Origin of the sequence: Micromonospora sp. NPDC005299 (assembly GCF_042872345.1) — a bacterium.
Lineage (GTDB): Bacteria > Actinomycetota > Actinomycetes > Mycobacteriales > Micromonosporaceae > Micromonospora.
Window position 1 is genome coordinate 450,589 of sequence record NZ_JBIAKG010000005.1, and the last position, 17,662, is coordinate 468,250.

Below are 17,662 nucleotides of genomic sequence, written 5' to 3' on the forward strand. Positions count from 1 at the left end.
GACGGAGTGGCCGCGGCGCCACCCCGTCCCGACGCCGGCCAGACGGCGGACAGGCCGGGGGAGCGGCCCGGCCCGGACGATCCCGGGCCGGGCCGGCATCCGCCGCCGATCACCCCAACGCGGCGGCGAACATGCCGGGCTCGTACGAACCACCCCGCTGGTGCACGATCACCGCCATCCGGTTCGCCGCGTTGATCAACGAGACCAGGGCGACCAGCGCCGCGATCTGGTCGTCGTCGTAGTGCTTGCGCACCGCGTCCCACGTCTCGTCCGACACCCCCTGGTGGGCGTCGGCCAGCCGGGTGCCCTCCTCGGCGAGCGCCAGCGCCGCCCGCTCGGCCTCGGTGAACACCGTCGACTCGCGCCACGCGGCCACCAGGTTGAGCCGCACCGGCGTCTCACCGGCGGCCGCCGCCTCCTTGGTGTGCATGTCGATGCACCACCCGCAGCCGTTGATCTGGCTGGCGCGCAGCGACACCAACTCCTGCGTGGAACTCGGCAGCGGCGACTGGTGGATCACCAGAGCGGCGTTGGCGAACCGCTTGGCGAACTTGACGGCGATCTCATTGGCGAACATGTCGAACCGAGCATCCATGGCTCGTCCTCCCTCGTGGTGCCGCATCGGACGACCACGAGATGCCGGACGACCCCATCCCCGTGACAGCGCGCCCGCGTGACGAGCACCACAACCATCGCCGCCGCCCCGGTGTCACACGACGGCCCCGCCCGGCATCTGATGGGGGAGACCGACGAGACCGAACAGGAGCCACCCATGGCCGGCACGGCGCAGACCGCACCCGACGACCGCCCGGACCCCGCCACCGAGGTGTTCCTCGCCCACCGCAACCTGCTCTTCACGGTCGCCTACGAGATGCTCGGCTCGGCCGCCGACGCCGAGGACGTCCTGCAGGAGACCTGGCTGCGCTGGGTCGGCGTCGACCTCACCACGGTCCGGGAACAGCGCGCCTACCTGGTCCGGATCACCACCCGCCAGGCACTCGCCCGGCTGCGCACGCTCGGCCGCCGCAAGGAGTCCTACGTCGGCTCCTGGCTCCCCGAGCCGCTGCTCACCGCGCCCGACGTGGCCGAGGACGTCGAGCTGGCCGACAGCGTCTCCATGGCGATGCTGCTGGTGCTGGAGACCCTCACACCCACCGAGCGGGCCGTGTTCGTGCTGCGCGACGTGTTCGACCTCGGCTACGACGAGATCGCCGAAGCCGTCGACAAGAGCCCCGCCACGGTCCGCCAGATCGCCCACCGGGCCCGGGGACACGTCGCCGCCCGCCGCCCGCGCGGCGTCGTGTCCGCCGCACAGACCCGGGACGCGCTCGACGCGTTCCAGAAGGCGACCGCCACGGGCGACCTGCAAGGCCTGCTCGACATCCTCGCACCGGATGTCGTGTTCCTGGGCGACGGCGGGGGAGTCAAGCAGGCCGTCCCGCGGCCCGTCGTGGGTGCCGACAAGGTGGCCCGCCTGCTGGCCGCCGGGCTGGGCCGGATCGCCGAGCTGATGTCGGTGCGGCCGGCGCAGGTCAACGGCTACCCGGCGCTGATCCTTCAGCAGGGCGACGAGATCGACACCGTCCTGGCGGTGCGCATGGACGACGGCCTCGTCACCGGGCTCTACGCCGTGCGCAATCCCGCGAAGCTGTCGCACATGGAGCGCGAGGTCAGCCTGCGCCGCTGAACGCGCCTGCCGTGGCCACCAGCACCGTCAGTTGCGCACCGCCAACACCGGTCACCCGTCGAGGGTCACCGGACGGCCCCGCGCCGTCGGGTCAGGAGCAGCAGCACGCCGCCACCCACCAGCATCGCGAGGCCGGTCCCGGCGGTCAGCCCGGCCCGGGACCCGGTGATCGGCAAGCTGCCGCCACCACCAGCGCCACCACCGTCGCCGGGGTCGCCGCCACTACCAGCGCCACCACCGTCACCGGAGTCGCCGCCACTACCTCCGCCGCTGCTGTTCGCGACCACCACGACCGCGAACCCGTCCTGGTTGTCGCTGTCGTCCACGTCGACCGCCCGTACGGCGACGGCGTTCGTGGGAAGGGCGCTCCGCGCCGGGCCGGAACGGTCCGACCGAGGCTCGCTCAGACCCTCGACCCGGACGGTCCCGTTCCGCAACGTGACCGGCGCCTTCGTGGCGGCCGAGACTGTCACCAGGTGGTACAGCTCGACGGCGGAGTGGCGCTGGTCGTTCGGGTCGGTGTCCTGGTCGACAGGAACGAGGGCCAGCCGGTCGTAGGTGCAGACCGCCGCACGCCCGCCGTCACCGAGGACGCATTCACCCGGCGGCCTGGTGAACCTGGCGCCCGTGGGCAGGCGCAGCTCGACCTTGATGCCGTCGACCGGCTTCCGCCCCTGGTTGGCGATCGTGTAGCGCACCGCGCCCGTCTCGCCCGGATTCAACGTGCCGGTGGATGTGATGCTGCCGTCGGCAGCGATCCGCACCGACTGCGTCACGTCCGGCGCGATTACCGAAAGGTCGGCTTCGGCGTGATCCACCACCTCGATCGGGAACCACTTCGTGTTGTCGGCCGGATTCGTGTCGACCGGTTCGACCTCGACCGTCACCTTGATCCGGCCCGCGAAGGGCTCTCCGGTCTGGACGGTGGCGAGAACGGGAAGTTCCACCGTCTCGCCCGGCCCCGGAAGCTGATCCGGCAGCAGGTCGCAGTACCAGCCGGAGAAGTCGCCGTCGCACTCACCCAGCCCGCCGGTCGGCCAGAGCATGATCCGGAAACTCGAATCGTCCAGCTCCGACGCGTCGACCCGGACGACGACCCGGGTCGGGGTCGCGTCGCCCGGGTTGCTGATCTTCAGGTGAAGCGTCTTCTTCGTGACCCCCAGCGGGATCGTCCCGCCGGCCAGGTCGACGGTGAGGTCCGTACCCGCCGGCGCCGTCGGCGCCGCCGAGGCGGATGCCGCGGGCACGCCGACCCCTCCGAGAAGAAGCAGCACGGCCGCCACCGTTCGGCGCAGCCACGGAAGTCCGAACCTCATGACGCAGCCCTCCGGATGAACGGACGGTGGATGCGTGGACACTATCGGCAACCGGCCGGGTCCGGTACCCCCGGCGTGCCCGTGTCGGCCGCACCGAAAAGCTGTCGCACATGGAGCGAAAAGTCAGCCCGAGCCGCTGAACACGGCCGGGCGGCACGATCTCGTCCGAGGAGAGGCAGGAGAACATGGCGGACGAAACCAGCATCCGGCAGCAGATCGACGGGATCGTCGAAGGACTGCGGAACAAGGACCTCGAGGCCCTGCGAAGGCTCTACACGACCGACGTGGTGTCCTTCGATGTCGAACCGCCACTGCAACACGTCGGGATCGACGCCAAACTCAAGAACTGGGCGAACGTCTTCGCGTTCTTCGACACCGTTTCCTACGAGGTCCGGGACCTGACCCTGACCGTCGGCGACAACGTCGCCTTCGGACACGCGTTCGGCCGGCTCAGCGGCACACTGCACGACGGGACCGCGACGAACGGCATGTGGGTCCGGGCCACCTTCTGCTTCCAGAAGATCGACGGAACCTGGCTGATCGCCCACGACCAGGTCTCCGTGCCGCTCGACATCCGCACCGGCCGGGGAGTGGTCGACCTCCGGCCCTGACCCGGCGGCCGAGGCCGGTCGAGCCGCAACAGCGGGGCATCCGCCCAGCCAGACACCGTGATAGACACCTGTTGTGGGTGCACTGCGCGACCTCGGAATGTCCGACCTGACCGAACGCGCCTACCTTGCCCTCGTGCAGGGAGGTCCTCCACACCGCGAGAAACTCGCCGCACGGCTCGGCATCGACGTGACCGCTGTCGACGACGCCCTCGGCGAGCTGGCCGGCCTCGGCCTCGTGGAGCCCGACGGGGACAGGTGGGTCCCCCTGCCGCCCCGGCTCACCCTCGAGGTCCTCGCCGAACGACACCTGCGAGCCGCCGCGGCCGCCCGCCAGGGCTCCGAGGCGCTGGGGCGGCTGTGGGCGGAGCAGTCACCCCTGCCCGACTACCTGGAGGTGCTCACCACCACCGACAGCACGGTCGCGGCCCAGGAAAAGCTGCACCGCGAGGTGCGCAACCAGGTCATGGCGCTGTCCGTCGGGCCCGTCGGCGACGGCGCACCCCAGCTCGCGCAAGCGCCCGGATCCGCCGAGGCGATGCACCGCGGCGTCACGTACCGCGTGGTCTACGGCACGCACATCCTGCGGCAGCCCACGGCGATGGCGCTCGTCCAGCAGGCGATCTCGGCGGGGGAGTCCGCCCGGGTCTTCCCGCACGTCCCCTGCAACCTCACCGTCGCCGACAGCCGGTGGGCGGTCCTCACCGCGCCCATGCCCGGCGCCGAGCGCCTGCACGGGCTGGTGATACTCGGCGGCGGCTTCCTCGACGCCATGATCGGCGTCTTCGAATCGTTCTGGGCACTGGGCGTGCCCATCTCCGCCATACCCCTGCACGGCGCGCCCGACGGTGGTCCCAGCGAGTCGAACCGGCACCTGCTCACCCTGCTCGGCGCGGGCCTCACCGACGAGTCGATCGCCCGGGAGCTGGGAGTCAGCGAGCGTACGGTCACCAGGAGGATCGCCGCCCTGCAGAAGTCGCTCGGCGCCCGCAGCCGGTTCCAGCTGGGCGTGCAGGCAGCGCGCCGCGGCTGGCTCTGAGACCGCCCCCGATCGCAGAACCGGGCCGGCCGTCCACGGGGGACAGCCGGCCCGGTTTCAGCCGCGTCGGATCACTCGTTCGCGTCCGGCGCGACGAACACCGGCAGCTGCTGCTCGAACTGCAGATCGAGGGTGGCCGACGGCAGGATGTGACCCTGCTTCTGGGCGCCGTCGGCCAGCTCCGCACCCCAGGTCGAGGCCCGGAGTCGCTGGTTCGGGGTGCCGTGGTGGCCGTCCGCGGTGAACGAGCAGTCGCCCACCTCGTAGAAGGCCCGCTCCGCCTCCAGGACCCGGCGGTCGTTCAGAGCCAGACCACGCGCGTGGGTGACGAAGTAGGTGCCGAAGGCGTCGGCCATCAGCTCGGTACGGCGGGTGGCCTCCGGACCGGTGAGCGGGCTGTCGAACAGGCCGGCCTCGTACTGGACGTGGTGGGCCATCTCGTGACCGAGCACCGCGCGCGGGCCGGCGTCGCTGATGCCCAGCACCTCCAGCGCGGTGAACATGCCCTCGCCGAAGACCATCTTGTCGGGCAGGCCCGCGAAGGGCGGCCCGGTCTCGTCCGCCGCGCTGAACGCGAAGGCGTTGAGGGTGAACAGCGGGCTGTTGCCGCCGGCCAGGCCCGGGTCGGAGTTGATGATGTCGACGAGCTGCTCGGCGATGCTGCGCGCGTCGTCACCGGTCAGGCCCAGGAAGAGCGTGACCATGCGGGCGACCCGCTCCGGATCCTGCAGCATGTCGTTCTGCATGGCGAAGAAGTCGACGTCGCCGAGCGGGACGTCCCAGAACTTCTGCGCGGCCCGGAAGGCCCGCGACATCGAGTTCTGGTACTCCGCGGGCAGGCCGTAGTCGGTCTGGTCCGCCGACGAGCCGTACAGGACCGCGTCGTAGGTCGGGTAGTCGAGGACGCCGAAAATGACCAGGATGAACAGCGTGCCGATGTCGATGCCGCCGATCATCTGGTCCACCCAGGCGCTGAACGCGGTGTCGCCGCACTCGTAGTCGCCGGGGTCGATGGCTGCCGCGATGGCGTTCCGCAGGCCGGAGGGCTCGATGCCGGACGCCGCCCGCACGGCGGCGAGCCGGGCACGCCAGTCCGCCGGCAGCTGCGCGGCGATCCTGTCGATCTTCGCCTGGGTCACCGGATCGCTCGTGGTGCCGGTGGCGAGGTCGTAGGTGTAGGTCTGCGACGCGGTCGTCGCGAGGGCGGGTTTCGCCGCGGTGGCCGGCAGTCCAGGCCCCACGATGAGGGCCATGGCGGAGACTGCGGTGACCAGCCGAAGGGCGATCTTCCTCATGTACGCTCCCTGGGTTGTTCGGCCGGGAGCCGTCCGCGAGGCGGAGGGCTCCGGTGCAGTCAGCATCGGATCCGGCTTGAGGAAGCGACAGGGCCCTCAGGTGGCGGGAAGTCGCCATGGCCGAATCCAGCCGCGCACGCTGCCGCAACGGCAAAGTCGATAATGTACATTATGTCAAGTAAGCAGGTTCCGGGGTCTCCCCGACGTCAGTCCACGACCGGATCGGCCAGGACCGACGCCAGGATCCGCACCTGCTCCTCGTACCGCTCGCCCGGACGCGCCAGCTGGATGAGCGCCTTCCACAGCGCCCAGCCGCGGGAGCGCCGCCAGGCGTCGTCGGGCAGGCCGGCCGCCTCCCGGAACTGTTGTCGCTCCGGGCCGGTGAACCAGGTCCACGCCGGCACCAGGTCGCAGGCCGGGTCCCCGACGCCACACGTACCGAAGTCGATGACCGCGGACAGCCGACCACCGGAGACGAGCAGGTTGCCGACGGCCACATCCCCGTGGAACCAGACCGGCGGCCCCGGCCACGCCGAGGTCAGCGCCCGCGCCCAGACGTCCCGGCAGGCCGCGGTGTCCACCCGGCCCCGCAGCACGTCCAGGGCGTCCTCCACCTCGTCGCCGTAGGCGCTCGGGTGGCAGCCCCGGAAGCAGGAATGCCTCCCGGCCGCCGGGCCGCCGGCCGTCGGCACCTCCCACAGGGCGGTCAGGAACGCCCCGAGGTCGCGCGCCACGGCGGACCGGTCGACCTCCCCGGCGACCTCAAGGGTGTCGCCGGGCAGCCAGCGCCGCAGAGACCAGGGGTACGGGTAGCCGGCGCCGGGCCGGCCGGTGGCGACCGGTTCGGGCACGGGCAACGGCAGGTGGCGGGCCAGCGCCGGCAGGCAGCGGTCCTCCTTGGCGATGCCGGGCACGTATCCCTCGGCGCTGGGCAGCCGCACGACGAGATCGTTCCCGAGGCGGAACGTCCGGTTGTCCCACCCCTGCCGGTCCACCGCCGTGACGGGCAGGTGCGCCCAGCGCGGGAACTGGGCGGCGACGAGCCGGCGTACGAGTTGTTCGTCGATGTCCACCACGGACCCAGTCTGGGTGCCGCGACAAGTGGTTTCCCGGGTCGCTCCCCCGCACCGAGCACTGGCGGGAACGCGAAAATCGTGCATAATATGCCTTATGCACGACAAACCGGACGAGCCGGTAGGACAGTTGATTGAGGAGTTCCTGACCGCCCGGGCCACCCGGAAGCCCTCCCCCCACACCCTGGCGGCATACCGGCGGGACCTGACCACCGTGGCCGGACTGGTGGCGGCCGGGGATGGGACCACTCCCCTCCCCCTCGACCGGCTCCCGGTCACCGCCCTGTCCCCCCGGGTCATGCGCGCGGCGTTCGCCCGCTTCGCCGCGCCCCGCGCCGCCGCATCGGTCCACCGTGCCTGGTCCACCTGGAACAGCTTCTTCACGTTCCTGGTCGCCGAGGGCGTCGTACCCGGGAATCCGATGCCGGCGGTGGGGCGGCCCCGGACGCCGCTCCCCCAGCCCAAGCCGCTGCGGGGCGAGGACACCCCGGAGGAGCTGCTGGCCGCGGTGGCCCGGGAGGACGGCCGGCAGCGCGATCCGTGGCCGCAGCGGGACCTGGCGGTGCTGGCGTTGGCGCTCTGCGCGGGCCTGCGCCTGTCGGAGCTGCTGGCGCTGCGGGTGGCGTCGGTGGCCGGCCGGGCCGGCGAGCGCCGGGTGGACGTGGCGGGCAAGGGCGGCCGGCCGCGCACGGTGCCGATCGAGGCGGGCGTGGACCGGGTGCTGGCGGACTATCTGGACAGCCGGCGGCGGCGGTTCGGGCCGCGTACCGTCCGGCCGGATTCGCCGCTGCTGGTGGACCGGCGGGGTGAGCCGCTGCGCCGGGGTGGCCTGCAGTACCTGGTGGAGTCGTGTTACCGGCGGGCGGGGATCGGTGACCGGGTGCCGCGGGGCGCGCGGCTGCACGCGTTGCGGCACACGTTCGCGACGCGATTGGCGGAGGACGGGGCGAGCGCGGCGGAGATCATGCGGTTGCTGGGGCACGCGTCGTTGGCGTCGTCGCAGACGTACATCGAGGTGACGGCGGGTCAGCAGCGCGCGGCGGTGGCGTCGAACCGCACGAACCGGGCCCTGGCCGGTCTGGTGGCGCGGCGGGAGGCGCCCTGAGCGGGCAGCATGGTCGGGATGCGGGTGGGTGCGGCGCGGGCGGTGGCGGTCGAGTGGGTGCGGGAGGAGATGCGCCGGGATCCGTCGATCGGGGGCGCGTTCTTCAGCGGGTCGACGGTGGGTCTGCCGGACGAGGCGGTGCTGCCGCCGTCGTCGGATGTGGACGTTCTGCTGGTGCGGGACGCCCCGGCGGCGAAGGTGGGCAAGTTCCGGCACCGTGGGGTGCTGGTCGAGGTCTCGGCGCTGACGTGGGCGGAGTTGGGGTCGCCGGTGGACGTGCTGGGGTCGTGGGTGTTCGCGCCGATGTTCCGGGCGGACGCGGTGATCGCGGACCCGTCGGGTCGGCTGGCGGTGATCCGGGATCGGGTGGCGGCGGGGTTCGCGGATCCGTTATGGGTGCGCCGGCGGTGTGCCGGGGTGCGGCGCCGGATCGAGGACGGGTTGGCGCGGCTGGACGAGCGGGCGTCGTTGCCGGAGCAGGTGCTGGCGTGGGTGTTCCCGACGTCGGTGCTGGCGGTGCTGCCGGCGGTGGCGGGGTTGCGGGATCCGACGGTGCGGCGGCGGTACGTGCGGGCGCGGGAGGTGCTGGCCGGGTACGGGTTCGCCGACCGGTACGAGGAGTTGCTGGCGTCGCTGGACGGCGGTGGGGTGGGTCCGGGTCGGGTGCGGGAGCACCTGGCGGGGTTGGCGGTGGCGTTCGACGAGGCGGCGCGGGTGGCGCGTACCCCGTTTCCGTTCGTTGCGGACCTGTCGGCGGCGGGGCGGCCGGTGGTGCTGGACGGGAGCGCGGAGCTGGTGGCGGCGGGCGCGCACCGGGAGGCGATGTTCTGGATCGTGGTGACGTACGCGCGGTGTCACGCGGTGCTGGCGGTGGACGCGCCGCGGCGGGAGCGGGTGTTGCGGCCGGCGTTCGAGGCGGTGTTGGCGGATCTTCAGGTGGCGTCGGTGGTGCAGCGGAGGCGGCGGGCGGCGGCGTTGTTTGGGTCGTTACCGCGGTGGCAGGCGGTGGCGGATGCGGTGGTGGAGCGGGCTGTGGCAGGCTGAGGGTGAACGCGACTGGCGGCACGGGGATGGGCAACCATCGGGGAGCTCGGCGCGGGGGTCGACCGCCTGGGCCTCCGTGGGCGGGGTGCGGCATGTCTTCTTCGGGTACGACGACGGCGCGGTTGCTGCCGGGTGCGCCGGTGGCGGAGCAGGTGTTGGCGGAGGTCGCCGAGTCGGTGGTGGCGTTGCGCGCGGCGGGGGTGACGCCGGCGTTGGCGACGGTGCTGGTGGGCGACGACGACGCGAGCGCGGGTTACATCCGGATCAAGCAGCGGCAGGCGGCGGAGCTGGGTTTCGTGTCGCCGCATGTGCATCTGCGGGCGTCGGCGTCGCAGGCGGATCTGCACGCGGTGCTGGCGGATTTCAACGCGGACAAGGCCGTGCACGGGGTGTTGGTGCAGTATCCGATTCCGGGTCACCTGGACTACGACCGGGCTCTGGCGGAGCTGGACCCGGACAAGGACGTGGACGGGATGCACCCGGTGAACATGGGCCGGTTGGCGTTGGGGTTGCCGGGCCCGTTGCCGTGCACGCCGGCGGGGATCGAGGCGTTGCTGGCGTTTCACGGGGTGCCGGTGGCGGGCCGGGAGGTGGTGATCCTGGGTCGGGGCGCCACGTTGGGCCGGCCGTTGGCGATGTTGCTGGCGCAGAAGCGGCCGACGGCGAACGCGGCGGTGACGGTGGTGCACACGGGGGTGCCGGACTGGCCGCGGTACACGCGGCGGGCGGAGATCCTGGTGGCGGCGGCCGGGGTGCCGGGGATCATCCAGCCGGAGCATGTGCGTCCGGGTGGCGTGGTGGTCGGCGGTGGGGTGCGTTACGAGGGGCGGCGGCTGCTGCCGGACGTGGACGAGTCGTGTGCCGAGGTGGCGGGGGCGATCACGCCGCGGGTCGGCGGGGTGGGTCCGACGACGGTGGCGATGCTGTTCCGCAACGCGGTGCGCGCGGCGGAGCGGATGTCCGGGCTGGGCTGAGCGCCCGGTCGGGCGGTCAGCCGAGGTCGACGACGAGCGGCCGGTGGTCGGAGATGGTCGACGGCGGGGTGTCGACGGCGGTGACCGGGGGCAGCCGGTCGAGGCCGCGCCGGTCGGCGAGGATGTGGTCGAGTTGGACCCGGGGTTGCCCGGCCGGGTAGGTGGGTCGGCGGCCCAGGGGTCGCCAGCGGGTCAGCAGGGCGGCGGGTCCGGCGGGCAGGTTGAGGTCGCCGAGGAGGATCCGCGGGGCGGGCAGGGCGCGCAGGGCGCGGACGACGCGGCGCAGTTGCAGCATGTTCCAGCCGGGCACGAAGGACAGGTGGGTGGCGGCGACGGTGAGCGGCCCGTGCGGGGTGTCGAGGACGGCGGCGAGCACGACGCGGGGTTCGTCGCGGAGCAGGACGAGCCCGCCGCCGGGGCCGGGGACGTAGATCGGTGAGCGGACGGGCGCGGGTCGCAGGCGGGTGACCTGCCAGGAGCGGACCGGGTGGCGGCTGACCAGGCCGACGCCGTAGAGGGGTTCGCCGTGGCCGTCGTCGTCGTGGGTGAGGGGGCGGAACTGTTCGCCGGGGGTGCCGACGACGGCGGCGGCGAAGCGGTGTTCGGGGGCGTCGAGGGCGCGGGCGGCGATGGCGGTGAGGTCGAGGTTGCCGCTGCGGGTCTGGTCGCGGTCGACCTCCTGCAGGGCGAGGACGTCGGCGTCGAGTGCGGTGACGGCGGCGGTGAGCCGGTCGGGGTCGACGAGTCCGTCGGTGAGGGACCGGCCGTGCAGCAGGTTGAAGGTGGCCAGGCGCACCTGCACACCCTACGTCCGCGTGGCAGGCTTGCCGGGTGCTGAAGGCGTTGCTGTGTTCGATGCTGGTGTTCGTGGCGGTGGCGTGGGTGGGGCTGTTGTTGCGGCGGCGTCGGGGGCGTTGAGCTGCGGTGAGGCTGGCCACAGGGTGCCTCGTCGGGGTGACGGGGGTGGGCAGAATGACGGCCCGTGGATCCTCTGTCGCTGACGACCCTGTTGAGCGCGGCCGCCGTGGCGGGCTGGGTGGACGCCGTGGTGGGCGGCGGTGGCCTGTTGCTGTTGCCGGCGCTGCTGCTGGGCGCGCCGGGGGTGCCGGTGGCGACGGCGTTGGGCACGAACAAGCTGGCCGCGATCTTCGGTACGTCGACGGCGGCTCTGACGTACGCGCGGCGTACGAAGCTGGACTGGGCGGTGGCGGGGCCGGCGGCGGGGTTGGCGGTGCTGACGGCCGGGGTGGGCGCGGCGCTGGCGGGGGCGGTGCCGGCGGGGGCGTACCGGCCGGTGGTGCTGGCGGTGCTGGTGTCGGTGGCGGTGTTCGTGCTGACCCGGCCGCGGCTGGGGGTGGTGTCGTATCCGGGGCGGCGCACGCCGGTGCGGGTGGCGACGGCCGTGGCGGTGGCCGGGTTGGGCATCGCGCTGTACGACGGGTTGATCGGCCCGGGCACGGGCACGTTCCTGGTGGTGGCGTTCACCGCGCTGGTGGGCGCGGATTTCGTGCACGCCTCGGCGATGGCGAAGGTGGTCAACGCGGGCACGAACCTGGGGGCGCTGGTGGTGTTCGCGGCGACCGGGCACGTGTGGTGGCTGCTGGGCGCGGCGATGGCGGTGTGCAACGTCGCCGGGGCGGCGGTGGGCGCGCGGATGGCGTTGCGGCGCGGCTCGGGTTTCGTGCGGGTGGTGCTGCTGGTGGTGGTGTTGGCGCTGGTGGGCAAGCTGGGCTACGACCAGTGGGTGGCGGCGTGAGGCGCTGACCGCCGGCGTGTGATCATCGGCGGGTGGCTGTCCGCGCCGAACATGACCGTGCCGTCCTCGCCGGGTTGCTGGGTCGGGACCCGGTGCTGCACGCGTACCAGTTGGGTGACCTGGACGACTTCTTCTGGCCGTACACGTCCTGGTTCCGCCGGGGCGATGAGGTGGTGCTGCTCTACCACGGTGTGGAGCTGCCCACCCTGCTGGCGTTCGCGCCGCCGGAGCGCGCCGGGGACCTGGCGGCGCTGCTGGTCGAGGCGGCGCCGGTGCTGCCGGCGAGGTTGTGGGCGCACCTCTCCCCCGGCCTGGACGCCACGGTGGCCCGCTGGTACGCGGTCTCCGACGCGGCTGTGCACCACCGGATGGCGCTGACCGACCCGGTCCGGCTGGCCGCGGTGCCGCCGGCCGGGGAGCCGCTGGGCCGCGCCGACCTGCCGGAGCTGCGGGAGTTGTACGCGGCCGCGTACCTGGGCAACTGGTTCGACCCGCGGATGCTGGACACCGGCCGTTACGTCGGGGTGCGGGAGGCCGGCCGGCTGGTGGCGGTGGCCGGGGTGCACGTGTGGTCGCCGACGTGGCGGGTGGCGGCGCTGGGCAATGTGACCACCCACCCGGACGTCCGGGGTCGGGGCCTGGCCGGGGCGGCCGTGGCCGCGCTGTGCGCCGGGCTGCGCGCCACGGTCGATCACGTGACGCTCAACGTGAAGGCGGACAACACCGCGGCGGTGCGTCTCTACGAGCGGCTCGGCTTCACCCGGGTTGCCGACTTCACCGAGTGCGCGCTGCGCCGCCTGCCGTGACCGCCTGACCGGTCAGTCTGTCCTGTCCAGCCGCCACGCCGGGTCAACAACCCGACCCTGACCTGGGCTTGTGTCTGACCGATCCGGCGCGGCCCAGCCCCTAGCGTCTGGCTTCGAGGCCGCGCCCGGGGCGGGCGCGGCGGAGCTGAAGGAGACACGATGGGTTTCACAGCAGTGCCCCACGGGCGAAGAACGGCGGTGACCGTGGCTGCCGCGGTGACCGCGTTGGTCACGGCCACGCCCGCGTGGGCGGCGCCCGGCGTCGACCCGGCCACCGTGGACCGGTCCGCGGACCCCGGCGCCACCATCGGCATCAGCAAGGTGGTCTCGACGCCGCCGATCCCGCCGAACCCGGACGTGGTGCTGCTGGTCGACACGACCGGCAGCATGGGCGCGGCCATCGCCAACGTCCGCACCAACCTGCAACAGGTGATCAACAATGTGCGCGGGGCGCAGCCCAGCGCACAGTTCGCGGTGGCCTCCTACCGCGACGAGGGTGACGGCGCGGAGCTGTTCCGGGTCCGGCAGAACCTGACCGGCGACGCCACCGCGCTGCAGAACGCGGTCGACGGGCTGGCCGCCGGGGGCGGCGGCGACGTCCCGGAGGCGTGGGTGAACGGGCTGTTCCAGGTCTCCGACGGGGGAATCGCCTACCGGGCCGGCAGCAGCCGCATCGTGGTGCTGGTGGGCGACGCGCCCAGCCACGACCCGAGCGCCGGGCACACCCTGGCGCAGGCCACCGCCGCGCTGCAGGCCGACGACGCCCGCGTGCTCGCGGTCGACGTCACCGGCGGGGGCGGCGGCCTGGACGCGACCGGGCAGGCCACCGACGTGGCCGCGGCCACCGGCGGGCAGGTGGTCGGCAGCGCCCCGGACACCGTCACCGCGGCGATCCTGTCCGGGCTGCGGGACCTCGACGTGACGGTCGCCCCGCAGGTGGTCTGCGACCCGGGCCTGTCGGTGAGCTTCGACGCGCCGTCGAAGACCCAGCAGAGCGGCTCCGACGTGCCGTTCGCCGAGACCATCACGGTCGCCGGCGACGCCGCGCAGGGCGCCACCCTGCACTGCACGGTGGAGTTCCTGCTCAACGGCCTCTCCGGCGGGCCGGCGTTCGTCGAGCACATCGCGGTGACAGTCAACGACGTGACCCCGCCGACCGTCGTCGTGGACGACCGGACCGTGGAGGCCACCAGCCCCGCCGGCGCGGTGATCAACTACCCGGCGAGCGCCACCGACAACGTCGACGGTCCGCTCACCCCGACCTGCGCGCCGCCGCCCGGCAGCACCTTCCCGCTGGGCGCCACCACGGTCACCTGCACCGCCACCGACGCCGCCGGCAACACCGGCAGCGACACCGCGGTGATGCGGGTGGTCGACACCACCGCGGCGGTCACGCGGTGCGTGCCGACCAACAACCCGAGCGGCGGCAACATCCCCGGCTCGTACAACCCGGACGGGTTCTACCAGTTGACCGCGACCGACATCGTCGACACGGCGGTCCAGGTCTACATCTCCGACGCCGCCGACCCGTCGGTGCGGTTCGGGCCGTTCCCGGCCGGCACGAAGATCAAGCTGGTGCAGGCGCCGGGCGCGCAGTCCCGGGTCAAGGACGGCACCGGCGACATCGACTACAAGGTGACGTTGCGTGGCGACGCGATCATCACCGGCGTGGACGACTCCGGTAACACCTCGACCGCGACCTGCCTGGTGGCTCCGCCGCCGAAGTGACCCGTCGCGACTGATGTGCGGGGGTGGCCGGCGTGCCGGCCGCCCCCGCACCTCGCGGTCAGCGGCCGCGGCTGGGCGAGTCGAAGCGGCCGGCGCGGATCTCCCGCAGCGCCCGGCGGCGGGTGTCGCCGCGCAGCGTGTCCACGTACAGGCGGCCGTGCAGGTGGTCGGTCTCGTGCTGCAGCGCGCGGGCCAGGAACCCGCTGCCGGCGATGGTCAGCGGCTGGCCGTGCTGGTCGAAGCCGTGCGCGCTGGCGTGCATGGCCCGCGACGTCGGGAAGTACAGCCCGGGAATGGACAGGCAGCCCTCGTCGTCGTCCTGGCGCTCCTCGGACAGCTCCAGCGTCGGGTTGATCAGGTGGCCGCGGTGCCCGTCGGCGTCGTAGACGAACACCTGCGCGTTCACCCCGATCTGCGGGGCCGCCACGCCGGCCCGGCCGGGCGCGCCGAGCAGCGTGTCCATGAGGTCCTGCACGAGCGCGCGCAGCTCGGCGTCGAAACTGGTCACCGGCTCGGACGGGGTGCGCAGCACGGGGTCGCCGATGATCCGGATCGGGCGCATAGTCATGCCCGGAAGGCTATCCGCCCGTTACCCCGGCGGGTGCGGCACCCGCCCGGTCGCGGACCAGGACCTCGACGCCGTCGAGCAGGCGGGCCAGCCCGAACTCGAAGGCGCGGGCCGGGTCCCCGGCGGCCTGGTACTCCTCGCCGGCGGTGGCGCCCACCCGGGCGGCGAGCGGGAACCGGTTCGGGTCGAGGACCTTCTCCAGGTACGGGGCGTGCGCGTGCCACCACTGCTGCTCGGTCATCCCGGTCTGCCGGGTGGCCTGGGCCGCCTCCACCGCCGGGCGGGCCGCGCCGTGGACGTAGCCGGTGACCAGGGTGACCACGGCGTCCATCTCCAGGTCGGTCAGGCCGATGCCGTCGACGGCGCGCAGCTCGTACTCGTACTTGGCGATCAGGTTCGGGCCCAGCGGCGGGCGGGTCGTGGCGACCTGCAGCAGCCACGGGTGGCGCAGGTAGAGGGCGAAGTTCTCCCGGGCGATCTGCGCCAGCCGGCCCCGCCAGCCGCCCGGCACCTGCTCCGGGCGGGCGGTCTCGCCGTAGACGGTGTCGAGCATGACGTCGAGCAGCTCGCCCTTACCGGGCACGTGCGTGTAGAGGGTCATGGTGCCCACCCCGAGCCGCTCGGCGACCCGGCGCATCGACAGCGCGGCCAGCCCGTCGGCGTCGGCGACCTCGATGGCCGCGCGCACGATCCGCTCCACGGAGAGGTCGCCGCCCTTGCGGCTGGCCTTCTCCCGGGTACGCCAGAGCAGGGCGAGGCTGCGCGCCGGGTCCCCGGTGCCGCTGTACTCGGTGGTCACCCGCCGACTGTACCGACCCCCCTTGTCGTGTGGTGTACGGTACGGCGTACCGGACGAGGGAGCGGAGGGGCGATGCGACGGGACGGACCGGCGATCGAGGCGCAGGGCCTGCGCAAGCGTTACGGCGACCTGGTCGCCCTGGACGGCGTCGACCTGGCGGTGCCCGCGGGCACGGTCTGCGCGGTCCTCGGGGTGAACGGGGCCGGCAAGAGCACCCTGGTCCGCATCCTCACCACCCTGCTGCGCGCCGACTCCGGGGTGGCCCGGGTCGCCGGGTACGACGTGCGGCGGCAGGCCGACCGGGCCCGCGCGCACCTGGGCCTGGTGGGCCAGCACGCGGCGGTCGACGAGATCCTGGGCGGCCGGCAGAACCTGGTGCTGTTCGGTCGGCTGCACCACCTCTCCCCGGCCCGGGCGGCGGCCCGCGCCGACGACCTGCTGGACCGCTTCGACCTGGCCGGGGCCGCCCACCGGCCGGTGGCCGGCTGGTCCGGCGGGATGCGCCGCCGGCTCGACCTGGCCGCCGCGCTGATCGTCGACCCGCCGGTGCTGTTCCTCGACGAACCCACCACCGGCCTGGACCCGCGCGCCCGCAGCGACGTCTGGGACGCCGTCCGCGCCCTGGTCGACGCCGGGACCACCGTCCTGCTGACCACCCAGTACCTGGAGGAGGCCGACCGGCTCGCCGACACTGTGCGGGTGCTCGACCACGGGCGGGTGACCGCCGCCGGCACGCCGGAGGAGCTGAAGTCGACCCTCGGCGGTGACCGGATCGACGTGGTGCTGCACCACCCCGACGACCTGGCCGCGGCCGCCGCGGCGGTCACCGCCGCCACCGGCGTGGCGCCCACCGTCGACCGTGCCGCGCTGCGGCTCAGCGTCGCGGTCACCGACCGGGTCGCCGCGCTCGCCGCGGTGCTGCGCGCGGTGGAGGCCGCCGGCCTGCGCGCCGGCGACGTGGCGGTGCGCCGCCCCACCCTCGACGAGGTGTTCCTGCACCTCACCGACACCCGCACGGAGGTGCCGGCATGAGTGTCCTGCCGCTGTCGCGGGCCCGCTGGGCCGCCGCCGACACCGCCGTCCTGACCCGCCGGACCCTCGCCCACTGGGCGCGCCGCCCCGGCGAGGTGCTGGTCGGCCTGCTGTTTCCCGTCCTGCTGCTGCTGATGTTCGGCTACCTGTTCGGCGGCGCCATGGCACTGCCCGACGGCGGCGGGGCCTTGGCGCTGTCCGACGGCGCCGACTACCGGGAGTTCCTGCTGCCCGGCATGGTGGCCATGACCATGCTCTTCGGCGTGGAGACCACCTACACGGCCGTGGCGGTGGACACCGCCCGTGGCGTGACCGACCGGTTCCGCTCGTTGCCGATGAGCCGCGCCGCGGTGGTCACCGGCCGGGCCGTGGCCGACCTGCTGCACTCCGCGGTGGCCCTCGCGGTGGTGCTCGCCTGCGGCGTCCTGGTCGGCTGGCAGCCGCACCGCGGCCCGCTCGCCGCGCTGGCCGCGGTGGCGCTGCTGCTGCTCCTGCGCTTCGCGTTGATCTGGCTCGGGGTGTACCTGGCGCTGCTGCTGCGCCGCCCCGAGACGGTCGCCGCGCTGCAGATCCTGGTCTGGCCGCTGGGCTTCGCCTCCAACGCGTTCGTCGCCCCGGCCACCATGCCGGGGTGGCTCGCCGCGGTCGCCGCCTGGAACCCGCTGTCGGCCACCGTCGCCGCCGCCCGGGACCTGTTCGGCAACCCCGGCTGGGGCGCCGGCTCCTGGCCCGCCGAGCACGCGGTGGCCCTGGCGGTGGCCTGGCCGCTGCTGCTGGTCGCCGTGTTCCTGCCGCTGTCCGTGCGCCGCTGGCAGCGCCTGGGCCGGTAGAG

General features: G+C 73.5%; 18 protein-coding genes. 11 read left to right on the forward strand and 7 right to left on the reverse strand.

The window, feature by feature from the left end:
* Positions 1-109: 109 nt before the first annotated feature.
* Positions 110-595: a carboxymuconolactone decarboxylase family protein gene (locus ACFYPD_RS17985; protein WP_387114216.1), complete on the reverse strand. Its 486-nt coding sequence runs from the start codon at positions 593-595 to the stop codon at positions 110-112.
* Positions 596-772: 177 nt separating this feature from the next.
* On the opposite strand from ACFYPD_RS17985, the gene ACFYPD_RS17990 reads away from it, so the two are divergent.
* Positions 773-1,687: an RNA polymerase sigma-70 factor gene (locus ACFYPD_RS17990; RefSeq protein WP_387114414.1), complete on the forward strand. Its 915-nt coding sequence runs from the start codon at positions 773-775 to the stop codon at positions 1,685-1,687.
* Between the two features lie 65 nt (positions 1,688-1,752).
* On the opposite strand, the gene ACFYPD_RS17995 is transcribed toward ACFYPD_RS17990, so the two are convergent.
* The gene (locus ACFYPD_RS17995) at positions 1,753-2,934 is read right to left on the reverse strand and encodes a hypothetical protein (protein ID WP_387114219.1); all 1,182 of its coding nucleotides are present in this window, start codon (positions 2,932-2,934) and stop codon (positions 1,753-1,755) included.
* A 254-nt stretch (positions 2,935-3,188) separates the two neighbouring features.
* Between ACFYPD_RS17995 and ACFYPD_RS18000 the strand changes: the two genes are divergently transcribed.
* Together ACFYPD_RS18000 and ACFYPD_RS18005 are read left to right on the forward strand one after the other, a co-directional pair.
* Positions 3,189-3,614, forward strand: a complete 426-nt coding sequence (locus tag ACFYPD_RS18000) for a YybH family protein (protein ID WP_387114222.1) — start codon at positions 3,189-3,191, stop codon at positions 3,612-3,614.
* Between the two features lie 73 nt (positions 3,615-3,687).
* Positions 3,688-4,650, forward strand: a complete 963-nt coding sequence (locus ACFYPD_RS18005; RefSeq protein WP_387114225.1) for a helix-turn-helix domain-containing protein — start codon at positions 3,688-3,690, stop codon at positions 4,648-4,650.
* A gap of 71 nt (positions 4,651-4,721) precedes the next feature.
* On the opposite strand, the gene ACFYPD_RS18010 is transcribed toward ACFYPD_RS18005, so the two are convergent.
* Positions 4,722-5,945 (reverse strand): hypothetical protein, encoded by a 1,224-nt coding sequence (locus ACFYPD_RS18010; protein ID WP_387114228.1) that lies wholly within the window; start codon positions 5,943-5,945, stop codon positions 4,722-4,724.
* A gap of 206 nt (positions 5,946-6,151) precedes the next feature.
* Positions 6,152-7,021 (reverse strand): aminoglycoside phosphotransferase family protein, encoded by an 870-nt coding sequence (locus ACFYPD_RS18015; protein WP_387114231.1) that lies wholly within the window; start codon positions 7,019-7,021, stop codon positions 6,152-6,154.
* A 94-nt stretch (positions 7,022-7,115) separates the two neighbouring features.
* On the opposite strand from ACFYPD_RS18015, the gene ACFYPD_RS18020 reads away from it, so the two are divergent.
* The 3 genes from ACFYPD_RS18020 (at position 7,116) to ACFYPD_RS18030 (ending at position 10,141) form a co-directional block, all read left to right on the forward strand.
* Positions 7,116-8,123 (forward strand): tyrosine-type recombinase/integrase, encoded by a 1,008-nt coding sequence (locus ACFYPD_RS18020; RefSeq protein ID WP_387114234.1) that lies wholly within the window; start codon positions 7,116-7,118, stop codon positions 8,121-8,123.
* Positions 8,124-8,141: 18 nt separating this feature from the next.
* Positions 8,142-9,167 carry a hypothetical protein gene (locus tag ACFYPD_RS18025; RefSeq protein WP_387114237.1) on the forward strand — a complete coding sequence of 342 codons (1,026 nt, stop codon included), beginning with the start codon at positions 8,142-8,144 and terminating at the stop codon, positions 9,165-9,167.
* A 92-nt stretch (positions 9,168-9,259) separates the two neighbouring features.
* A complete protein-coding gene (locus ACFYPD_RS18030; protein WP_387114240.1) occupies positions 9,260-10,141 on the forward strand; it encodes a bifunctional 5,10-methylenetetrahydrofolate dehydrogenase/5,10-methenyltetrahydrofolate cyclohydrolase in 882 nt (293 codons plus the stop codon).
* Between the two features lie 16 nt (positions 10,142-10,157).
* On the opposite strand, the gene ACFYPD_RS18035 is transcribed toward ACFYPD_RS18030, so the two are convergent.
* Positions 10,158-10,937 carry an endonuclease/exonuclease/phosphatase family protein gene (locus tag ACFYPD_RS18035; protein WP_387114243.1) on the reverse strand — a complete coding sequence of 260 codons (780 nt, stop codon included), beginning with the start codon at positions 10,935-10,937 and terminating at the stop codon, positions 10,158-10,160.
* A gap of 186 nt (positions 10,938-11,123) precedes the next feature.
* On the opposite strand from ACFYPD_RS18035, the gene ACFYPD_RS18040 reads away from it, so the two are divergent.
* The 3 genes from ACFYPD_RS18040 to ACFYPD_RS18050 all read left to right on the forward strand — a co-directional run bounded on the left by ACFYPD_RS18040 (position 11,124) and on the right by ACFYPD_RS18050 (position 14,431).
* A complete protein-coding gene (locus ACFYPD_RS18040) occupies positions 11,124-11,897 on the forward strand; it encodes a sulfite exporter TauE/SafE family protein (RefSeq protein ID WP_387114246.1) in 774 nt (257 codons plus the stop codon).
* A 32-nt stretch (positions 11,898-11,929) separates the two neighbouring features.
* Positions 11,930-12,703 (forward strand): GNAT family N-acetyltransferase, encoded by a 774-nt coding sequence (locus ACFYPD_RS18045; protein ID WP_387114249.1) that lies wholly within the window; start codon positions 11,930-11,932, stop codon positions 12,701-12,703.
* Positions 12,704-12,862: 159 nt separating this feature from the next.
* Positions 12,863-14,431, forward strand: coding sequence for a VWA domain-containing protein (locus tag ACFYPD_RS18050; protein ID WP_387114252.1), 1,569 nt, complete (start codon positions 12,863-12,865; stop codon positions 14,429-14,431).
* A 58-nt stretch (positions 14,432-14,489) separates the two neighbouring features.
* Here ACFYPD_RS18050 and def read toward each other — a convergent pair whose 3' ends face one another.
* Positions 14,490-14,999 carry a peptide deformylase gene (def, locus tag ACFYPD_RS18055; protein WP_387114255.1) on the reverse strand — a complete coding sequence of 170 codons (510 nt, stop codon included), beginning with the start codon at positions 14,997-14,999 and terminating at the stop codon, positions 14,490-14,492.
* A gap of 10 nt (positions 15,000-15,009) precedes the next feature.
* Positions 15,010-15,798, reverse strand: a complete 789-nt coding sequence (locus tag ACFYPD_RS18060) for a TetR/AcrR family transcriptional regulator (RefSeq protein WP_387114258.1) — start codon at positions 15,796-15,798, stop codon at positions 15,010-15,012.
* A 72-nt stretch (positions 15,799-15,870) separates the two neighbouring features.
* Here ACFYPD_RS18060 and ACFYPD_RS18065 point away from each other — a divergent pair, with 72 nt between their 5' ends.
* Both ACFYPD_RS18065 and ACFYPD_RS18070 read left to right on the forward strand, forming a co-directional pair.
* Positions 15,871-16,830, forward strand: a complete 960-nt coding sequence (locus ACFYPD_RS18065; RefSeq protein WP_387114261.1) for an ATP-binding cassette domain-containing protein — start codon at positions 15,871-15,873, stop codon at positions 16,828-16,830.
* Positions 16,827-17,660, forward strand: a complete 834-nt coding sequence (locus tag ACFYPD_RS18070) for an ABC transporter permease (RefSeq protein ID WP_387114264.1) — start codon at positions 16,827-16,829, stop codon at positions 17,658-17,660. The genes ACFYPD_RS18065 and ACFYPD_RS18070 overlap by 4 nt, the downstream gene beginning before the upstream one ends.
* Positions 17,661-17,662 lie beyond the last annotated feature (2 nt).

What these genes read in the sequence shown, in the direction of transcription:
- ACFYPD_RS17985 (WP_387114216.1), bottom strand. Translation starts at nt 595, where the DNA reads ATGGATGCTCGGTTCGACATGTTCGCCAATGAGATCGCCGTCAAGTTC.
- ACFYPD_RS17990 (WP_387114414.1), top strand. Translation starts at nt 773, where the DNA reads ATGGCCGGCACGGCGCAGACCGCACCCGACGACCGCCCGGACCCCGCC.
- ACFYPD_RS18000 (WP_387114222.1), top strand. Translation starts at nt 3,189, where the DNA reads ATGGCGGACGAAACCAGCATCCGGCAGCAGATCGACGGGATCGTCGAA.
- ACFYPD_RS18010 (WP_387114228.1), bottom strand. Translation starts at nt 5,945, where the DNA reads ATGAGGAAGATCGCCCTTCGGCTGGTCACCGCAGTCTCCGCCATGGCC.
- ACFYPD_RS18020 (WP_387114234.1), top strand. Translation starts at nt 7,116, where the DNA reads ATGCACGACAAACCGGACGAGCCGGTAGGACAGTTGATTGAGGAGTTC.
- ACFYPD_RS18025 (WP_387114237.1), top strand. Translation starts at nt 8,142, where the DNA reads ATGCGGGTGGGTGCGGCGCGGGCGGTGGCGGTCGAGTGGGTGCGGGAG.
- ACFYPD_RS18030 (WP_387114240.1), top strand. Translation starts at nt 9,260, where the DNA reads ATGTCTTCTTCGGGTACGACGACGGCGCGGTTGCTGCCGGGTGCGCCG.
- ACFYPD_RS18050 (WP_387114252.1), top strand. Translation starts at nt 12,863, where the DNA reads ATGGGTTTCACAGCAGTGCCCCACGGGCGAAGAACGGCGGTGACCGTG.
- def (WP_387114255.1), bottom strand. Translation starts at nt 14,999, where the DNA reads ATGACTATGCGCCCGATCCGGATCATCGGCGACCCCGTGCTGCGCACC.
- ACFYPD_RS18065 (WP_387114261.1), top strand. Translation starts at nt 15,871, where the DNA reads ATGCGACGGGACGGACCGGCGATCGAGGCGCAGGGCCTGCGCAAGCGT.
- ACFYPD_RS18070 (WP_387114264.1), top strand. Translation starts at nt 16,827, where the DNA reads ATGAGTGTCCTGCCGCTGTCGCGGGCCCGCTGGGCCGCCGCCGACACC.